Source organism: Kitasatospora humi, from assembly GCF_020907985.1.
Lineage (GTDB): Bacteria > Actinomycetota > Actinomycetes > Streptomycetales > Streptomycetaceae > Kitasatospora > Kitasatospora humi.
The window spans coordinates 66,418-81,347 of record NZ_JAJJPA010000021.1 but is presented as its reverse complement, the minus strand read 5'-3'; the positions used below and the strand labels follow the sequence as shown (position 1 = coordinate 81,347).

General features: G+C 74.4%; 15 protein-coding genes and 1 tRNA gene. 8 read left to right on the top strand and 8 right to left on the bottom strand.

From position 1 onward, the window contains the following. Nucleotides 1-13: 13 nt before the first annotated feature. Nucleotides 14-649, bottom strand: a complete 636-nt coding sequence (upp, locus tag LN042_RS20645; RefSeq protein ID WP_230052761.1) for a uracil phosphoribosyltransferase — start codon at nucleotides 647-649, stop codon at nucleotides 14-16. A 155-nt stretch (nucleotides 650-804) separates the two neighbouring features. On the opposite strand from upp, the gene LN042_RS20640 reads away from it, so the two are divergent. The 5 genes from LN042_RS20640 (at nucleotide 805) to LN042_RS20620 (ending at nucleotide 3,232) form a co-directional block, all read left to right on the top strand. Next, a complete protein-coding gene (locus LN042_RS20640) occupies nucleotides 805-1,011 on the top strand; it encodes a hypothetical protein (protein ID WP_230052760.1) in 207 nt (68 codons plus the stop codon). A 261-nt stretch (nucleotides 1,012-1,272) separates the two neighbouring features. After that, a complete protein-coding gene (locus LN042_RS20635) occupies nucleotides 1,273-1,836 on the top strand; it encodes a tRNA adenosine deaminase-associated protein (protein ID WP_308191838.1) in 564 nt (187 codons plus the stop codon). Between the two features lie 47 nt (nucleotides 1,837-1,883). Continuing rightward, nucleotides 1,884-2,393 (top strand): tRNA adenosine(34) deaminase TadA, encoded by a 510-nt coding sequence (tadA, locus tag LN042_RS20630; RefSeq protein ID WP_230052758.1) that lies wholly within the window; start codon nucleotides 1,884-1,886, stop codon nucleotides 2,391-2,393. Nucleotides 2,394-2,451: 58 nt separating this feature from the next. Further along, nucleotides 2,452-2,541: transfer RNA gene (locus tag LN042_RS20625), tRNA-Ser, on the top strand. A gap of 70 nt (nucleotides 2,542-2,611) precedes the next feature. After that, nucleotides 2,612-3,232: a histone deacetylase gene (locus LN042_RS20620; RefSeq protein WP_230052757.1), complete on the top strand. Its 621-nt coding sequence runs from the start codon at nucleotides 2,612-2,614 to the stop codon at nucleotides 3,230-3,232. Nucleotides 3,233-3,245: 13 nt separating this feature from the next. On the opposite strand, the gene LN042_RS20615 is transcribed toward LN042_RS20620, so the two are convergent. The 7 genes from LN042_RS20615 to LN042_RS20585 form a co-directional block, all read right to left on the bottom strand. After that, nucleotides 3,246-4,577, bottom strand: coding sequence for a protoporphyrinogen/coproporphyrinogen oxidase (locus tag LN042_RS20615; protein ID WP_230052756.1), 1,332 nt, complete (start codon nucleotides 4,575-4,577; stop codon nucleotides 3,246-3,248). 30 nt (nucleotides 4,578-4,607) lie between these two features. Further along, nucleotides 4,608-6,200 (bottom strand): class I adenylate-forming enzyme family protein, encoded by a 1,593-nt coding sequence (locus LN042_RS20610; protein WP_230052755.1) that lies wholly within the window; start codon nucleotides 6,198-6,200, stop codon nucleotides 4,608-4,610. Beyond that, nucleotides 6,197-7,162 carry a UbiA family prenyltransferase gene (locus tag LN042_RS20605; protein ID WP_230052754.1) on the bottom strand — a complete coding sequence of 322 codons (966 nt, stop codon included), beginning with the start codon at nucleotides 7,160-7,162 and terminating at the stop codon, nucleotides 6,197-6,199. Before LN042_RS20605 ends, LN042_RS20610 begins: the two co-directional genes overlap by 4 nt. A gap of 39 nt (nucleotides 7,163-7,201) precedes the next feature. Continuing rightward, nucleotides 7,202-7,996 (bottom strand): class I SAM-dependent methyltransferase, encoded by a 795-nt coding sequence (locus tag LN042_RS20600; RefSeq protein WP_230052753.1) that lies wholly within the window; start codon nucleotides 7,994-7,996, stop codon nucleotides 7,202-7,204. A gap of 89 nt (nucleotides 7,997-8,085) precedes the next feature. Further along, entirely contained in the window at nucleotides 8,086-8,583 is a 498-nt protein-coding gene (locus LN042_RS20595) for a hypothetical protein (protein ID WP_230052752.1), read from the bottom strand. Between the two features lie 290 nt (nucleotides 8,584-8,873). Beyond that, nucleotides 8,874-10,010 (bottom strand): DegT/DnrJ/EryC1/StrS family aminotransferase, encoded by a 1,137-nt coding sequence (locus LN042_RS20590; RefSeq protein WP_230052751.1) that lies wholly within the window; start codon nucleotides 10,008-10,010, stop codon nucleotides 8,874-8,876. After that, nucleotides 10,007-11,290 (bottom strand): DegT/DnrJ/EryC1/StrS family aminotransferase, encoded by a 1,284-nt coding sequence (locus LN042_RS20585; RefSeq protein WP_230052750.1) that lies wholly within the window; start codon nucleotides 11,288-11,290, stop codon nucleotides 10,007-10,009. The genes LN042_RS20590 and LN042_RS20585 overlap by 4 nt, the downstream gene beginning before the upstream one ends. A 301-nt stretch (nucleotides 11,291-11,591) precedes the next feature. On the opposite strand from LN042_RS20585, the gene LN042_RS20580 reads away from it, so the two are divergent. The 3 genes from LN042_RS20580 to LN042_RS20570 are packed head-to-tail and all read left to right on the top strand — an operon-like array spanning nucleotide 11,592 to nucleotide 14,930. Further along, a complete protein-coding gene (locus LN042_RS20580; protein ID WP_230052749.1) occupies nucleotides 11,592-12,629 on the top strand; it encodes a Gfo/Idh/MocA family oxidoreductase in 1,038 nt (345 codons plus the stop codon). Further along, the gene (locus tag LN042_RS20575; RefSeq protein ID WP_230052748.1) at nucleotides 12,619-13,608 is read left to right on the top strand and encodes a sugar phosphate isomerase/epimerase family protein; all 990 of its coding nucleotides are present in this window, start codon (nucleotides 12,619-12,621) and stop codon (nucleotides 13,606-13,608) included. The genes LN042_RS20580 and LN042_RS20575 overlap by 11 nt, the downstream gene beginning before the upstream one ends. Next, nucleotides 13,602-14,930: a M20/M25/M40 family metallo-hydrolase gene (locus LN042_RS20570; RefSeq protein WP_230052747.1), complete on the top strand. Its 1,329-nt coding sequence runs from the start codon at nucleotides 13,602-13,604 to the stop codon at nucleotides 14,928-14,930. Before LN042_RS20575 ends, LN042_RS20570 begins: the two co-directional genes overlap by 7 nt.

The following is a 14,930-nucleotide window of genomic DNA, read 5'->3' as shown; positions in this document are numbered from 1 at the left end:
CGGGGGCGGCCGCTCAGCCGGCCGTGCCGTACAGCCGGTCGCCCGCGTCGCCCAGGCCGGGGACGATGTAGCCGTGCTCGTTCAGCCGCTGGTCGACCGCGGCGGTGACCACGGTGACCGGCTGCCCGGCCAGCTCCTCCTCCATCACGGCGACGCCCTCCGGCGCGGCCAGCAGCACCACGGCCGTCACATCGGTCGCGCCGCGGTCGATCAGCAGCCGGATCGCCGCCACCAGGGTGCCACCGGTGGCCAGCATCGGGTCCAGCACGTAGACCTGACGGCCCGACAGGTCGTCGGGCATCCGGGTGGCGTAGGTGGACGCCTCCAGGGTCTCCTCGTTGCGGACCATGCCCAGGAAGCCGACCTCGGCGGTGGGCAGCAGCCGGGTCATGCCGTCGAGCATGCCCAGACCGGCGCGCAGGATCGGCACCACGAGCGGCCGCGGGTAGCTGAGCCGGGTGCCGGTGGTCACCGCGACCGGGGTGGTGAGCTCGACCTCGTCGGTCCGCACGTCCCGGGTGGCCTCGTAGGCCAGCAGGGTGACCAGCTCGTCGGTGAGGCGACGGAAGGTCGGGGAGTCGGTGCGCTCATCGCGCAGCGTGGAGAGCTTGTGGGCCACCAGGGGGTGGTCGACGACGTGGATCCGCATACAGGGACCTTAACCGCGGTCCGGGCCCGGTCACGACCACTGGGGGCCGGGGGCCCGGTCACGACCACCGGGGGCCGGGGTTCGCCGTGGCCCCCGCCCCCGGCGCCGTCCCCTCCGATGGTGTCGATTCAGGACTTCTGGGAAAGTCGCACAGTATGGAGACGAACCCGGAGGACTCCGCCGCCGCCCCGGACGGACCAGTCGGCAACGCACCGGAGCCCGAGGCCGAACGGCGCCGACGCCGCGCCGTCTTCCTGCGCGAACTCGCCGAGGCACGCGAGCTGCGCGCCCGGGTGCAGCCGCGCAAGACCAAGGAGCGCCGAATGCGTGAAGCACTCCGCATGCGCACCTTCCGGATCTGACACGAGCAACAGCCGGTTCGCACATGATCAGAGGGCGGTCATCGGCCGTACGGCGGCGAATCCGAGCCATCTGACGCCCGTTCGCCCACCCAATCCGACACGACCTGCGAAGACGCGCTGCCGAACACTCCCCGCGAGGCCTGGCTATCTGTCACGATGCCGATGGGACGGTCCGAACAGCGGACCGCCTCTGGTGCGGGGGCGGCCAGACCGCGTTCGCCCGAGTCCGCCTACGGCCGAGACCATTTGGGAGTGTCCCTGGTGGCGTACTTCGCTGCAGTGCTTGCTCGCACCGAGGACGGGTGGGATGTGAGCGAGACCGAGTTGGACAACGTCGAGACCCTGGCCGACCTTGCCGATCTGGCACGCGAGTCGGCACAGGACGACGACACGGTGCTGGTGTTCATCGAGCAGGAGGACACATGGTTCGCCGTCGTCCGGGTGGACGGTGAGGACGACCCGCGGATCTTCGTCTCCGACGCCGCGGCGGCGGCCCGCAGCTCCTACGGGGACGTGGTCCTCACCGAGGAGCTGGTCGGCCGCGCCGGGGACAGCGAGTTCGACGACCTCGACAGTCTGGTGACCGACCTGGAGGACGGCGACGCCGAGCTCTCCGACGACGAGGAGGACGACGACGAGCGTCCGCTGACCGGCCCCGGCGGGGTGCCGGTCGGCCCGCTCGGCGACTCCGAGCTGCTCGCCGAGTTCGGCGTGCCGGCCGCGGACCTGCTGGAGCTCAGCGGCGACGGCGCCGAACCCGGCGACGCCCTGGCCGAGCTCGCCGAGGCGCTGGGCTGCGGCGAGGTGCTGGAAGCGGTGCGCTGATCGGGCCGGTGGTCGGGGTGCGGCTGCCGGTGCCCGACACTGGAGGGATGCAGCCCCACCTCGACCTCGCCCCCCTGCCCGCACCGGTCCGCCCCGATCCGGTGCGGGACCGCTGGGAGCCGTCGATGCGGCAGGCCGTCGCCGAGGCCGCACTGGCCCCCGCGACCGGCGACGTGCCGGTCGGCGCGCTGGTGCTCGGCCCCGACGGCGCCGTCATCGGCCGCGGGCACAACGTGCGCGAGGCGGTCGGCGACCCGACCGGGCACGCGGAGATCGTGGCCATCCGGCAGGCCGCGCAGGCCCTCGGGGAGTGGCGGCTGAGCGGCTGCACCCTGGTGGTCACCCTGGAGCCCTGCACCATGTGCGCGGGCGCCATCGTGCTGGCCCGCCTGGACCGCGTCGTCTACGGCGCGCTCGAACCCAAGACCGGCGCCGCCGGCTCGCTCTTCGACGCCCTGCGCGACCCGCGGCTCAACCACCGCCCCGAGGTCGTCCCCGGTGTCCTCGCCGACACCTGCGCCGCCCAGCTGCGCGCCTGGTTCGACGCCCACCGCTGATCACCGGGCCGGGAACGGATTTCGTCGCAGGCCACCCCGTCCGGTAGAGTCTCCTCTCGGTAGCGTGTCCGAGCGGCCAAAGGAGCACGCCTCGAAAGCGTGTGTGGGGGCAACTCCACCGTGGGTTCGAATCCCACCGCTACCGCCAGAACGAAGGGCACCCTCGAAGTTTCGGGGGTGCCCTTCGCCGTTGCCTGGCGGAGTAGGGAGCCCGGGTGATGAGCAGCAGGCCGCGGTGGGTCTGGTACGCGGCGTACGGGTCGAACATGGCCGTCGAGCGGCTGCGCTGCTACGTGCAGGGCGGGCGGGCGGTGGGTGGGGTGCGGACGTATCCGGGGTGCCGGGAGCGGGGGATGCCGGGGGCGGCGCGACGGGTGGAGCTGCCGGGGCGGCTGTACTTCGCGGAGCAGTCGTGGCAGTGGGGCGGCGGGATGGGGTTCTACGAGGCGGGTGCGGGGGTGGTGCCGGCCCGGGCCTACCGGGTGACGGTGGGCCAGTTCTCCGACATCGCGGCGCAGGAGATGTACCACCCGCCGGGGACCGACCTGGACCTGACCGCCGTGCTGGCCACCGGACGGGCCGAGCTCGGCCCGGGCCGCTACGAGACCCTGCTGCTGGTCGGCGAGGTCGAGGGCGAGCCGATGCTGACCTTCACCGCACCCTGGTCGCTGGCCGAGGCGCGGCTGAACGCGCCGGCTGCGGCGTACCTGCGGCAGCTGGCCACCGGGCTCGCCGAGGCGCACGGCTGGGGCACCGGGCGGATCGCCGCCTACCTGGCGAGCCGCCCGGGCGCGGCCGGCCACTGGTCGGCCGCGTCCGTGACGGAGCTCCTCAGCTGACCCACCCGCCGGGTCAGGCCGGCACCCGCTGCGGCTCGGCGGCCAGCACCCGCTCGGCCGCCAGCACCGCCGAGCGGGCGGCCGACTCGGAGTTGGGCCGCAGCGGCAGCCAGTCGCCGGCGTACTCGATGGCCTGCCGCGGGCGGCCGAGGAAGCCGGGCCGCAGCCGCAGCGCCTCGGGGGTGGCCTCGGGCAGGCCGAGCGGGTGGCGGAAGACGTGCGCCGTCTGCAGCGCGCCGGGCAGCCCGGGCAGGAAGCGGCCGGCCTCGGTGGTGGCGGCGGCGATCACCTCGGCGTCGGGCGCGTCGAGCAGTTCGGGCAGCGCGTGCCGGGAGATGAGCACCGAGACCAGGCCGCGGCCGAGCGGCGCCCGGCCGGGGGCCTTCAGGTGGTCCAGGATCACTCCGGAGACCAGCCGGCTCTCGGTCTCCGGCACGATCAGGCCGTAGCTGGGGCTGCGGGTGGGCGAGGGCAGCGGGCGGTCCAGCAGGCAGGCCACCTTGAGCATCGGGGTGTACCCGGCGGCCGTGAGGTAGGGCCGCTCGTGTTCGGGCAGGTCGGGGCGCAGTGTGCGGATCAGCGGTGCGGGCAGGGCCAGCACGGCCTGCCGGGCGGTCAGGGTGCGGCCGTCGGTGAAGGCGAGCCGGACGCCGCCGGGACCTGCGGTGGCCTCGGCCAGCGGGCTGTCCAGGGTGACGAGCAGCTGCCGGGCCAGGGCGCGGGCGAGGGTGTCCATGCCGTCCCGGTAGACCAGCCAGCGGGAGCCGATCCCGGTCGCGGCCAGCATGACGGCCATCGGGCCGAGGGCCGAACGGCTGGTGTCCCAGCCGAAGAAGCAGCCGGCCAGTGGTTGCAGCAGGGCGTCGTGCAGGTCGGGGTGGTAGCGGTCGGCGGCCTGGGCGATCGTCAGGTCGTGGAACGCGGTGGCCTCGGGGCGGTCCAGGTCGGTGTCGCGGCCGAGCGCGGCGGCGAACCGCAGCCAGTCCAGGCGGCCGCGCGGTGACATCCCCGCCCCGCCGAGCAGGCCGCGGGGGTGGCCCAGGTGGGCGTGGGGCCGGTCGTGCCGCCACAGGGCGAGCGAGTGCGGGACGGCCGGCACGTCGGCGGGGGTCAGGCCGGCGGCGCGGATCAGCTGCCAGGTGGCGGGGTAGCCGCGGGCGGCGATGGTCTCCGCGCCCTCGTCGATCCGGTAGCCGTCGTACAGGCCGGCGGCCATCCGCCCGCCGACCCGTCCGGCGGCCTCGAAGACCTGCACCGAGCGGCCGGCCCGGTTCAGGCGGTAGGCGGTGGCCAGGCCCGCGAGTCCGGCGCCGATGACGGCCACGTCGAGGTCAGGGGCGGTCACAGCGGCCTCCTGCCGGAGAGGGACGGCTCATCAGGTCCACCGCCCGCTCCCGTAGCGCGCCGCGCCCGCCAGGTAGCGGTCGTGCAGCAGGTGACGCCGCACCTTGCCGGTGCCGGTGCGGGGCAGCGCCTCCGGGCCGACCAGCACCGGATCGGTCAGCGGCGGCAGGTCGCGCACCGCGTGCTGCCAGCGGCCCGGGTCGAGCAGGCCGTCCCTGGTGACCAGCAGCGGCACCGCCGAGCGTCCGGGACCGGCGGCCAGCACCACCGCCTCCTCGACCTCCGGCAGTCGGTCGTGCAGCACGTCCTCCAGCTCCACGCAGCTGCCACCCGGCATCATGTCGACCTCGCGGTCCAGCAGCCGCACCCGGCCGGTGCGGGTGCGCAACCCGGTGTCGCCGGTGCTGAACCAGCGCCCGTCGAGCTTCGCCGCCCAGCGCTCGGGTTCGCCGACGTAGCCCTGGCAGAGTCCGGGCACCCGGGCCTGCAGCAGTCCGACCCGCCCGCGCGGCAGCGGCCGGCCGGTGACCGGGTCGACCACCCGCAGGCCCACCCAGCCGGGCACCGGCCGGCCCAGGTCGCGGGTGGTGGGGTGGCGCTCCTCGTGCCGCGCCAGCGAGCGGCGGGTGAGGAACCGGAAGCTCAGCGGTCCGGTCTCGCTCTGGCCCCAACCCTGCAGCCAGACGGGGTGCCGCCGGCTGCTGGCCTGGAGGAAGGTCCGCACGGTGGGCGGGTGCACCGCGTCGAAGGTGCTGATGAACAGGCGCATCGCGGTGAACGGGCCGTCGGGTCCGGCGGCCAGCGACTGCCACTGCTGGTAGGTGGCGGGCAGTGCCTCCATGAGGGTGGGCGGGTGCTCGCGCAGCAGCTGGACGGCGGCGGGTCCGGAGTCGGCCAGCAGCAGCGCGGTGCGCGGTCGGCCCCAGAACGCGGAGATGGTCCAGGAGACCGCCCGGCCGTGCGCGAAGGAGACCGCGCTGGCCGCGGTGTCCTCGGGCCGCACCGAGACGACCGGCCAGCGGCGGGCCTCGAACCCGGTGATCCGGCGGACCAGGCTGCGGGTGGAGTGCACCACCAGCTTCGGCACCCCGGTGGTGCCGGAGGTGTGCATGATCACCAGCGGTTGGTCGTCCGTGCGCCGGTGGACGGCGGGGACCGCGCCGCCGAGCAGGTCGGCCAGATCGGTGCAGCCGGGCGCCGCCCCGTCCAGGCAGAGCGTGCGGACGGCCGGCCGGTCGGCCGCGAGCGCCAGGGTGGCCCGGTCGGAGAGCAGCAACTCGGGCCGCAGCCGCGCGAGCAGGACGCCCAGTGCCTCCGGCGGCAGACCCCCCGAGAGCAGCGCGGGCACCGCGCCGATCCGCGCGGTGGCGGCGGCCAGCAGCGCGTAGTCCCAGTGGTTCGTCTTGTGGATCGCCACCCGGTCGCCGGGCCGCACCTTGGCGGCGGCCAGCACGCCCGACATCTCCCGCACCAGCTCGGCGAGTTGGGGAATGGTCCAGACGCAGCCGCGGTCCGGCGCGAGGTCCAGCGGGCGGCTCAGCCGCACGGTCGTCGGGCAGCCGCGGTCGGCCAGGGTTTCGAAGTACGGGCCGAAGTCGAGCGGAAGCGGGCGCAAAAGCCTCATGCCGCACCGCCGTTGAGCAGGCAGGCGGCCACCAGCAGTGCGGTGCAGACCCGGTGGGTGTGGATGCCCAGCCGGCGGGCCCGCAGGATCTCCCGGGAGCCGGCCACCAGGCCGAGCGTGAACTGGCCGGCCCGCAGCGCGATCACCGGCATCACCAGGGCAGCGAACCAGCCCGGGGCGTAGCCGAGTTGAGCGGGCACCAGGAGCAGCGCCGCCTCCACCGCGCAGAGTGCCGCGATGAACGCGGTGTTGCCGGCCGGCGGGGCGAGCACCGCCACCGTGCGCCGGCCCACCGCCCGGTCGCCCGCGATGTCGTTGACGTTGGAGTAGACGCCGAAGAGCAGCGGGCCGAGCCCGAAGACCAGTCCCAGTACCGCCGCGAAGCCGCCCATCCGGCCGGTGATCAGCCCGTAGGGCACGAGCACGAAGACCCAGCCGTAGAAGGCGAGCAGGAACTCCTGCCAGCCGCGGTAGCTCAGCCGCAGCCACCAGGAGTACTGGAAACCGGCGAACAGGCAGCCGAGCGTGCTGGCGACGGCCCACCAGGGCCGGTGCGGCGCGATCGCCAGCGCCACTCCCCAGCAGCCGAACTGCGCGGCGGTCGCCCACCAGGCGAACCGGACGGCCCGCCGCTCGGTCAGCGCGCCGGCGATCAGCGGCTTGCGGGCCAGTCGGCGGGCCGGCGCGTCGGGCCCGTAGTTGGCGGCGTCGCTGCCGTCCCGGTAGCCGGTCACGTCGTCGAAGGAGCACAGCCCGGCGAACATGGCGATGCCGCCGACCAGGAAGAGACCGAGGACCGCCCAGCCCCGCAGGGTGAGCGGCCGGGCGGGCAGCAGCATGGCCAGCAGCAGCGGGGTGGCCAGGTAGTAGTCGTAGACGTCCAGCTTGGCGAGGCGGACGTAGGCCCGCCAGGACACGGCGGTGGGCCGGTACCGTCGGACTGGCGCGAGGGTGTCCAGCACGGTGGGGAATCCTCTTCGTGAGGTTGTCGAATGGGTCGTTCAGGGGCGGCGGGCCTGCACGCAGTAGCGGACGCAGGAGGCGGCCCGGAACCCCGGATGCCGCATCACCGCCCGCACCTGCTCCAGCTGGCTGTCGGTCATCCCTTGCTCCAGCAGCCGGTCCCGCAGCGTCCGGGTGTGGCTGACCAGCAGTTCCAGGCCCGGGTGGCCGGCCTGCCAGAGCACGATGCGCGGTTGCGGGTCGACTGCCTCGAAGCCGGCGGCGGCGAGGTCGGCGGCGACCTCGCGGCCCCAGGTGGGCCGGGCACCGGTGGCCGCGAGCGCGCGGTTCTTGGCCGCCAGGAAGGTCTCGTACAGCCGGGCCGCCTCGGCGGAGGGCGCCATCAGCACCGGGCCGTAGGAGACGTCGAACTCGTCGATCTGGATCCAGCCGCCGGGCCGCAGCGCGGTGCGCAGCCGGTCCAGCGCGGCCTGCCGCTCCGGCACGTGCTGGAGCACCAGCCGGGCGTGGATCAGGTCGAACTCCGCGGTGGGCAGCGGGTCGTGGCCGATGTCATGCCGCTCGATCCGCAGCCCGGCAGCCGCGGGCACCCGCTCGGGCGCCAGGTCGACGGCCAGCACCCGGCCGCCGGGCGCGACCCGCCGGACCAGCCAGTGCGCGATCTCGCCCTCGCCGGCGCCGACTTCGAGGCAGGACCAGCCGGCGCCGACGCCGGTCGCGGCCAACCGCTCGACGGTGAACGGGTCATAGGCGGCGGACCGGCTGGCGGCGTGGTCCTGGACCAGCTCGCCCAGCTCGGCGAAGGCGTATCCCGGCGCGGGGGTGGTGTTCATCGGTCGGTACTCCGGTCACGAACGGCGGGGTGGCAGCAGACGGGGAGCCGTCGACGGATCGACGGCTCCCCGGTCGGGCTACGCTGGGATCAGCTGAAGGTGGCGTCGAACACGCCCTGGGCCTGCGGCTTGAAGCGGACCTCGCCGCTGACGCCCTCGTAGTCCTTGGTGCCGCCGTTGACCACACCGGTGAAGGCCTCGTGCTCCGGCTTGGCCGCGTCGTCGCTGATCGGCAGCGTGGCGCTGAACGAGATCTTGCCCCGCTCGGTCTCGATCATGCCGGTGCAGAACACGATGTCCGCCTTGGCCTCGATCGCGTCCTTGGCACAGACGTCGTAGACCGTACCGATCTTGTTGCCCTCGGTGTCCTTGACGATGCCGCGGCCACCGAAGGCGACGCCGACCTGCTGCGGGCTGCTGGCCTCGCTGTTGCTGCCGGCGAAGTCCAGGGTCATCGCCGGGATCCGGCTGGCGTTCTGGGGCGCGGGCGCGTTGTCCGCGAGAGCCGGAACGCTCAGCGCGCCGAGCGTGCCCACGACCAGACCGGCGACCGCAAGGGCGACGGAGCGCTTGGTCGTGAATTGCATGGGTCCTCCTAGGACATGTCGGGCCGGATGCCCGAGCTCGGCGCAAGTGGATCACAGTGAGGCAGAAATCCGTCACTCTCCGTGTCATCGGCGGGTCGTTGGCTCCGGAATGCCGCGAACCCTTGCGGCGCTTGGGCGCCGGCTCGGAGCCGATCCGAAAAAGTCCCGCATGACCGGTCCTGGACTTCACTCGGACGGTCAACGTTCTTCACCCATAAGGCGGCCCCGACGAGTGTGAACGAAGTGTCACCCGTCGGGGCTGGAAACCCATGACTACCGGTCGCCTTCGATCAAACGACGGCAAAGTCGCATACGGCGTCGGCGATGCGCTCCACCTGTCGGTCAGTCAGATGGGGGTAGACGGGGATCGACAGCGCCCGCTCGGCGGCCCGGTCGGCGGCGGGCCAGCTGTCCCCCGCGCGGGCGTACGGCGCGAACGCCTCCTGCCGGGGCAGGATCTGCGGGTAGTAGGCGTGCGACGCAATGCCGCGCGCCCCCAGGTGGTCGGCCAGTGCGTCGCGCCGCTCGGCCAGCACCGTGTACACGTAGTAGCAGCGGCCCTCGGTGCCGGGCGGCGGCGGTTGCACCCCTCGGGCGACCAGCGGCGTGAAGCGCTCGGTGTAGTACGCCGCGATCTCGGCCCGCCGGGCCAGCCGGGCCGGCAGTCCGGGCAACCGGTAGCGCTGGAAGGCGGCCTGCAGTTCGTCGAACCGGCTGTTCCAGCCGATCCGGTGGTGCCGGAACCTGGTCCTGCCGTCCTGCCCGTGGTTGCGCAGCATCCGCACCGTGCGGCCGATCCCGGCGTCCCCGGTGACCACCACGCCGCCCTCCCCGGGCATGCCGAAGGTCTTCACCTGGACGAAGGAGTAGACCCCGGCCTCGCCCCACAGCCCGGCCGGCCGTCCCGCCAGCACCCCGCCCTGGGCCACCGCGGAGTCCTCCACCAGCCGCAGCCCGTGCCGCCGGGCCAGCGCCCGGAAGGCCGGCATGTCGGCCATCACCGAGAACACGTGCGCCGGCATCAGCGCCTTGGTCCGCTCGGTGATCCGCTGCTCCACCGCGGCCGGGTCGGCCACCATGGTCCACGGGTCGATGTCGGCGAAGACCGGCCGGGCCCCCAACTGCAGCACGCCGGCTGCCAGCGGGGCGCAGCCGAAGGCCGGCACCACCACCTCGTCACCCGGCCCGACCTCCAGCGCCGCCAGCACCATGGTCAGCGCGGTGCTGCCGCTGGAGCAGGCGACGACGTCGGCGGCGCCCAGCTGCTCGGCCAACTCCCGCTCCAGCAGCGCGGTCTGCTCGCCCAGGATGAACCGCTGGCTCGCACCGGTGCCGATCTCGCGCAGCAGGCGCAGCAGTTCGTCCCGGTCGCCCTCGAAGAGGTCCGGCGGAAAGAACGGGATCTCGGTCGACTGGGCGGTCTTCACTCGCTCTCCCGGTGGGCGGTGGTCGTCGGCTCCCGGTGGCCGGTGTTCGTCGGCTCCCGGTGGCCGGTGTTCGTCGGCTTCCGGTGGAAGGCGCGGATCAGTTCGCAGACGGTGTCGACCTGGTCGAACTCCAGCTCCGGGTAGAGCGGCAGCGCCAGGGTGCGGCCGCAGGCGGCCTCGGCGACCGGGAACTCGCCCGGCCGGTGGCCGAGTTCGGCGAAGCAGGGCTGCAGCGGCAGCGGCGAGGGGTAGTAGACCTCGGTCTCCACGCCGTGCAGCGCCAGGTAGGCGGCGAGCTCGTCGCGGCGTTCGGTCTCGATCAGGTAGACGTAGAAGACCTGGCCCTCCACGCCGCCCACCGGCGGGCGGCGCAGCACCTCCGGCACGTCGGCCAGCCGCTCGTCGTAGGCGGCCGCCAGCTCGGCCCGGCGGGCGATGTCGGCGTCCAGCCTGGTCAGTTTGGCCAGCAGCACGGCCGCCTGCAGATCGTCCATCTTGCTGTTGCAACCCGGCAGCGAGGTACTGGTGTTGATCGTCGAGAAGTCGCCGATGGTCCGCCCGAACCGCCCGTGGTGGCGCAGCGCGGCCACCGTCGCGGCGACCTCGTCGTCGTCGGTGAGCACCGCGCCGGCGTCCCCGATCGCACCCAGTGTCTTGGTCGGGAAGAAGGACAGCACCCCGCCGACGCCGAACAGTCCGGCGTGCCGGCCGCCCAGGCGCATCCCGATCGCCTCGGCGCTGTCCTCCAGCACGGTCAGGCCGTACCGGTCGGCCACCGCGCAGAGCGCGGGAAGGTCGGCGAGCCGGTGGAACAGGTGCACCGGCATCACGAACCTGGTCCGCTCCGCACCGTCACGCTCGGCGAGGACGGCCTCCAGCGCCGCCGGGTCCAGCGCGTAGGTCTGCGGGTCGATGTCGGCGAAGACCGGCCGGCCGCCGGCCAGCACCACGGAACTCGCCGAGGCGAAGAAGCTGAACGCGGGCACCACCACCTCGTCACCGGGCCGCAGTCCGGCCGCCCGCAGCAGCAGCACCAGCGCGTCGGTGCCGCTGTTGACGCCGATCACCTGGCGGGCGCCGGTGTACTCGGCCAGCGCCCGTTCCAGCTGGGCGACTTGGTTGCCGTGCGAGAACTTGCCGTCGTCGAGCACCTCCACGGCCCGGCGCTCGATCAGCGGCCACAGCTCCTCGAAGGTGCGGGCCTGGGTGAAGAACGGCACCGGTCGGCGGCCGGCCGGCTGCCTGGGCAGCGCGCCGGCGTTGGCGGTGGATGGCTGCAACACTCCCCCTCTCAGGGCGAGGCCTTCCCGCCCGGCGGCCGGGTGGGGGCGACTCCCGGCCGCCAGGCCGGAGGCGTGCCCCGTCCCCGCGGGGGCGAAGGCTCGGATGTGGGGACCGAGGCTACGTCGGCTGTCCAGCGGCATACCGTCAAAAGAGTGCTGATTACTCATAAACCACTCTTTAGTGAAGGTAACCACCCAGAGCGAGTTGACTTGCCATCAGGCCGATCGGCACCCTGTCGCCGTTCCGATCCGGCCTGACCCATGCGGCCAAGAACCGCCCAGGAGGTGGCACCGCGCGATGTTCCGCACCCTCATCGTCGGCCTCGGCCGAGCGGGTGCCGGGCTGCACCTGCCGGTGCTGCTACGACTGCGGCACGAACCCGCACGGCTGTTCGCCGATGCGCCGCTGCTCGCCGTCGATCCCAGCCCGGCCGCGTTACCCGACTCCCCCGACCTGCGGCTGCTGCCCTCGCTCGGCGCCGCCCGCACGGTGCTCGACCCGGAGCGCACCGTGGCGCACATCTGCACCCCGCCCCAGCGCCGGGCCGAACTGGTGGCGGAGCTCGCCGCACTGGGTTTCCGCCGGCTGATCATCGAGAAGCCGCTGGCGGCCCACCCGGACGACCTGGAGGCCCTCGCCGACCTGGTGCACCATCTCGGCCTGGAGGTCGCGGTGGTGGCGCCGTGGCTGGCCAGCACCCTCACCGAGCGGCTCACCGCGCTGGTGCGCGGCGGTGAACTCGGCGAGCTGCGGCGCATCTCGGTGCGCCAGCACAAGCCGCGGTTCCGCCGCTCGCTGACCACCAGCGGCCACCCCACCGCCTTCGACGTCGAGATCCCGCACGCGCTGGGCGTGGCCCTGCAGTTGGCCGGCGACGCGGAGGTGCTGGGCGCCGACCGGCGGGACCTGCGGGTCGGCGACCAGCTCCGCCCGGCGCTCGGCAGCGCCCGGTTGGTGCTGGCCCACCACGGCGGCGTGCGCACCGAGATCGTCTCGGACCTGATGTCACCGGTGCGCGAACGCCGGATCGCACTGCGCTTCACCCGGGGCACCGCGATCGGCCACTACCCCGGCAGCGCCGATGACGAGTACGCCCAACTCCGGTTGCACGGAAGGAACCTGAACAGCCATGACGTCTTTCCCGACGACGCGCTGAGCAGCTATCTGCGCCGCGCCTACGCCCGTTTCCTGGCCGGACCACTGCCGCCGCGGGCCGAGTTCGATCCGCAGGTCAGGGCGGTCCGGCTGCTGAGCGACGCCAAGCGGCTCAGCGGCGCGGACCCGAGCAGCACACCGGCCGAACCGACCGAACGGGAGTTGACCTGTGTCCACTGAGCTGTCGCCCGGAAAGCGGGCCACCGGCGGCTCCCCGTCGGCAGGTCCGGTCGCGGGGGCACCCCCGGCCGCGGGCCGGTGGAGGATCGGCTACTGCGGGATCACCGACGAGGCGGCCGCCGACCTGACCGGCCAGCTCGCCGCCGCCGACGAACTCGGCTGGCGCGCCATCGAGTTGCGCTCCGTCGACGGCCGGCCGCTGGACCTGCTGAGCGGCCCGGCGTTCGCCCGGGCCGCGGCCCGGATCGCCGAGGCCGGCCTGCGGGTGCCGGTGGTCGCCTCCCGGATCGGCGGCTGGACCCGCCCGGTCTCCTGCGACTTCGGCCGCGAGCTGGACGAGCTGGCGCTGCTGGCGGACCGCTGCGCGGCGCTCGGCACCCGGTTCCTGCGGATCATGTCCTATCCCAACGACGGCCTGTCCCAGGCTGATTGGGAACGCGAGGTGCTGCGGCGGATCCGGCTGCTGGCCCGCAGCGCCGAGCGGCACGGCGTGGTGCTGCTGCACGAGAACTGCTCGGGGTGGGCCGGGCGGCACGCCGACCGGGCGCTGCGCCTGCTGGACGCGGCCGGGAGCGACGCCTTGGGGCTGCTCTTCGACACCGGCAACGGCGCGGCCCACGGCTACCGCCCACTGGACCTGCTGCGCGAACTCGCCCCGCACGTGCGGCACGTGCAGGTGAAGGACGCGGTGCGGTCGGCCGGCGGCGCGGTGGTCTACCGCACGCCGGGCGAGGGCGACGCCGAGGTGGCCGCCTGCCTGCGGCTGCTGCTGTCCGCCGGCTACCGGGGCCACTGGTCGATCGAGCCGCACGTCGCGGTCCGCCCGCACGAGGGCCACCGGGACGAACCCGCCGCCTGCCGGGCCGCCTTCACCCGGTGCGGCCGGGCGTTGCGCGAGCTGGCCGAGACCGCGGCGGCCGGGGCGGGCGGCGGCTGGCAGGGCAGCGCCGCCGGGCTGGAGTGGACACCGCCGTGCTGACCCCGACCGACCGCCGGCTGCTGCTGGAGCTGCTGACCCTGCCCACCGCCGGCCCGCTGGAGGACCCGGCCGGCACCCCGCGGCTCTGGGACGCCCAGCGCGGGTACGCCGCCGCGGCCGCCGCCGAGTGCGGCTTCACCGTGCTGCGGCACCAGGCGCCGGGCCGCACCTGGACCGAACTCCCGGACGTGCCGCTGCCGGTGCGCGCCGCGGCCGCCGACCCCGCGTTCCTGGCCGCCCAGCCCTCGCTGCTGCTGCGGCTCGGCGCGCCGGACACCCCGCGCGAGCGCACCGTGATGTTCAACGTGCACCTGGACACCGTGGCCGGCGAACAGCCGGTGCGCTTCGTCGACGGGCCGACCGGCGGCACCTTCCACGGCCGCGGCGCGGTGGACGCCAAGGGACCGGCCGTGGCCCTGCTGGCCGGGGTGCGGGCGGCACTGGCCGCCCGGCCCGGGCTGGCCGACCGGATCGCCGTGCTGGTGCAGGCGGTGGCCGGCGAGGAGGGCGGGGCGCTGGGCACCTTCGGCACCCGGCCGCTGGTGGCCGCCGGGCACTACGGCCGGCTCAACGTCTTCTGCGAGCCCACCGGCAACCGGGCCCTGACCCGGTGCACGGCCGCGATGACCGCCCGGATCACCGCGCACGGCCAGGACGCGGTGGACGACCGGCCGGCCGCCGGCCACAACGCCACCGTGCTGCTCGGCTTCCTGGCCCAGCACCTGGCCGGCGCGATCACCCCGGGCGACGGGCGGCTGTGCATCGCCGGCCTGCACACCGGCCGGCTGCACAACCGGGTCTACGGCGGCGGCGAGCTGCTGCTCAACCTCGCCTACCCCGACCCGGCCACCGCCGCCCGCCTGGAGCGAGCGGTCACCGACGGGCTGGCCGAGGGGCTGCGGGCGTTCGCCGACCGGTTCGCCGCCAACCCGGTGCTGGCCCGCACCGCCGTGGACGCCGCGGAGATCACCCGCCTGGAGTGGCTCAAGCGCGGCCTGCCCGCACTGACCCCGGCGGCCGGCGACCCCTGGCTGACCGAGCTGCTGGCCGGCGCCGGAATCGCCGCCTGGCCGGCCGACGAGCCCGGTTTCACCTGCGACGCGATCTGGCTGGCCGGCCAGCCGGGCGCCCACACCGCGGTGCTCGGCCCGGGCACCCTGGCCGGCAACAACGCCCACGCGGAGGGCGAGTTCGTGCACACCGCCGAGCTGGCCGCCTTCGCCCGGTCGGTGCGCGACCTGCTGGCCGCCTTCGACACCGACTGCGCCGGTCCCGTCCCACCGCCGCGCGCAGCCCGCCGCACCACCAGTCCCGCTCATTGA

Coding starts and splice junctions, on each gene's coding strand:
- upp (WP_230052761.1), bottom strand. CDS start 649: ATGCGGATCCACGTCGTCGACCACCCCCTGGTGGCCCACAAGCTCTCC.
- LN042_RS20640 (WP_230052760.1), top strand. CDS start 805: ATGGAGACGAACCCGGAGGACTCCGCCGCCGCCCCGGACGGACCAGTC.
- tadA (WP_230052758.1), top strand. CDS start 1,884: ATGCAGCCCCACCTCGACCTCGCCCCCCTGCCCGCACCGGTCCGCCCC.
- LN042_RS20620 (WP_230052757.1), top strand. CDS start 2,612: ATGAGCAGCAGGCCGCGGTGGGTCTGGTACGCGGCGTACGGGTCGAAC.
- LN042_RS20610 (WP_230052755.1), bottom strand. CDS start 6,200: ATGAGGCTTTTGCGCCCGCTTCCGCTCGACTTCGGCCCGTACTTCGAA.
- LN042_RS20600 (WP_230052753.1), bottom strand. CDS start 7,996: ATGAACACCACCCCCGCGCCGGGATACGCCTTCGCCGAGCTGGGCGAG.
- LN042_RS20595 (WP_230052752.1), bottom strand. CDS start 8,583: ATGCAATTCACGACCAAGCGCTCCGTCGCCCTTGCGGTCGCCGGTCTG.
- LN042_RS20580 (WP_230052749.1), top strand. CDS start 11,592: ATGTTCCGCACCCTCATCGTCGGCCTCGGCCGAGCGGGTGCCGGGCTG.